A 2,918-nucleotide genomic window follows, 5' to 3' on the forward strand; every position below is an offset into this window, starting at 1 on the left:
CCGCCGCGTAGTGCTCCGCCCTGATTTGCTGGTGCGCGATTCTTCACAAGCGGTATAGGAACGGTGTAGAGACGCATCCTTGCGTCTCGTCGTTGAACGATTTAGGCGGCGGACGTTCAACGACGAGACGCAAGGATGCGTCTCTACACCGTTCGGCCGGCCGCTACGCTCGGCATACACAGCCCATTAGGCAACCTTCGCGGTACTTTCGCTTCTTTTGCGTCACAATTCCCTTTCCATCTATTTTTCTCTGATGAATAAAGCCTTTTTGCTGAGCTTGGGTCTGTTTCTGACCGCCGCTACTGTGCAAGCACAAACCCCGGCTACGGCTACCAATGTTGCCGAGGCTACCCCCTACCGTGCCACTGCTACCAAGCGCAACGATTTGGTACACACCAAGCTCGATGTACGCTTCGACTATAAAAAGCGCTACCTCTACGGCAAAGAGTGGGTGACGCTAAAGCCCCACGCCTACCCCACCGACTCGCTCCAGCTCGATGCCAAGGGCATGGATATTCAAACAGTGGCCCTGGTGAATGGCAATGCCAATCAGCCGCTGAAATTCACGTACGACGAAGAATTTCTGCGCATCAACCTGGGCAAAACCGTGCAGCCGGGCACCGACTACACGGTGTATATTGAGTACACCGCTAAGCCCGACGAGCTGAAAGTGAAAGGCTCGGCGGCCATTACCGATGCCAAGGGTCTTTATTTCATCAACCCTGACAGCTCGGTGGCCGGCAAGCCGGTGCAGATCTGGACGCAGGGCGAGACGGAAGGCTCCTCGGCGTGGTTCCCTACCATCGACCGGCCCAACCAGAAAACCACGTCGGAGATTTCGATGACCGTGCCCAGCAAGTATGTGACGCTGAGCAACGGCAAAATGACCGACAGCAAGCCCGCCGGCGCCGGCCTCCGCACCGATACCTGGAAGATGGAGCTGCCCCACTCGCCCTACCTGTTTATGATGGCCGTGGGCGACTTCAAAATCACGCACGACACGTGGCGCGGCAAGCCCGTCGATTATTACCTGGAGCCCAAATACGCGCCCTACGCCAAGGAAATCTTTGGCAAAACGCCCGAAATGATGGAGTTCTTCTCGAATCGTCTGGGCGTGGAGTATCCTTGGAACAAGTATGCCCAAGTGGTAGCTCGCGACTACGTGAGCGGCGCCATGGAAAACACTACTGCTACCCTACACGGTGAGGCGGTGGCCGGCACGGCCCGCGAAATGCTGGACCGCCCCTACGGCAGCAGCGAATCTATTGTGGCGCACGAGCTGTTTCACCAGTGGTTTGGCGACTATGTGACGGCCGAGAGTTGGAGCAACCTGACTGTAAACGAGTCATTTGCCGACTTCTCGGAGGCTTTATGGGCCGAGCACAAGTATGGCAAAGACGCCGCCGATGCCCACCGCTTCGGCTACATCCGACGTTACCTCAGCGGCCCCGGCAACGAGAACAAAGACCTCGTGCGCTTCCACTATGCCGATAAAGAGGATATGTTTGATGGCGTGACCTACCAGAAGGGCGGCGCCATCCTGGACATGCTGCGCACCTACCTCGGCGACGATGTATTCTTTAAATCGCTCACCAAATACCTCACCGACAACAAGTTCGGCAACGGCGAAGCCCACCAGTTGCGCTTGGCCTTCGAGGCCGTGTCGGGTAAGGATTTGAATTGGTTCTTCAACCAGTGGTACTTTGGGGCCGGCCATCCTGTTGTTACCATCGATTACGGCTGGGATGCGGCTAAAAAGCAGCAAAGCGTGACCATTAAGCAAACGCAGGAAGGACAGAAGTTTATCCTACCTCTTGCCATCGATGTGTATGTGAAGGGTAAGGCCGAGCGCCACCAAGTGTTGATGACGGAAGGCACGCAAACATTCAGCTTTGCCGCCGCCAGCCAGCCCGAGCTGGTGAACGTGGATGCCACCAAAATGACGCTGTGGCAGAAAACCGACAACAAGCCCTTTAGCGCCTACGTGTACCAGTACCAGAACGCGCCCTTGTACCTTGACCGGCGCGAGGCATTGGTAGCAGCCCAGTCGCGGCAGAAGGACGATGCCGCTGCTCGTGCTCTCTTGCTCTCGGCCCTCAACGACAAGTTCTACGGCCTGCGCCTGGCCGCTGCACAGTCGCTGGATTTGAAGAATGCCGATATGCGCAAAAAAGCCGCCGACGCGCTGCGCAAACAGCTGAATCAGGAGAAGGAAACCGCCGTGCAGGCCGCCTTGCTCACAAATCTGGCCGTTCTCAACGACAAGCGCGACCAAAAGCTCTATGAAAAGTACCTCGACAACCAGTCGTACAACGTGCAAGGCGCAGCCCTCAACGGCCTGAGCTTGACCAAACCCACTGAGGCCCTGAGCCGCGCCAAAACACTGGAAGCCGATAGCCACGGTGCCCTCACTGAAGCTATTGTGGAAGTATACGCCAAGCAAGGTGACGCGGCGCAATGGCCCTACATTCAAGCGCAGTTTGATGAGGCAGGCGCCCAACAGCGCATCAATATGCTGGAAGCCTTGGATGAAGTGATGGTGCGCACCACCGACCCGGCCATCTTCAATGCCGCCCTCACCCGCGTGAAAGACCTGGGCATCAAGTACAAGCAGTACGGCATCGACCGGGCGGTGCTGGGCTTGCTGGGTGATGTGCAACAGCGCAAAACCGGTGCTACGGCTACCCAGGCCCAGCAGGAGATTGAAAAAGCTACGCAGGAAATCCAGCAGGCGAAGTAAGACGAGCTTGTGAAGTAGAAAAACCGTCTGTCATCCTGAGCTTGCGAAGGACCTTATGCCCACAGAACGAGTCGTTATGACGTCTGTCGTTCACACGTGAGAAGGTCCTTCGCAAGCTCAGGATGACAGACGGTTTTTTAATATCCATTTTTTTCACCCGTACCTCGCCGACTCATCC

General features: G+C 56.6%; 1 protein-coding gene. It reads left to right on the top strand.

The features are described 5' to 3' along the window. The first annotated feature begins 253 nt into the window (after positions 1–253). The gene (locus KYK14_RS21790; protein WP_219161751.1) at positions 254–2,740 is read left to right on the top strand and encodes a M1 family metallopeptidase; all 2,487 of its coding nucleotides are present in this window, start codon (positions 254–256) and stop codon (positions 2,738–2,740) included. Positions 2,741–2,918: the final 178 nt, after the last annotated feature.

Source organism: Hymenobacter profundi, assembly GCF_019334315.1.
In the GTDB taxonomy this organism is placed as follows: Bacteria; Bacteroidota; Bacteroidia; order Cytophagales; family Hymenobacteraceae; genus Hymenobacter; species Hymenobacter profundi.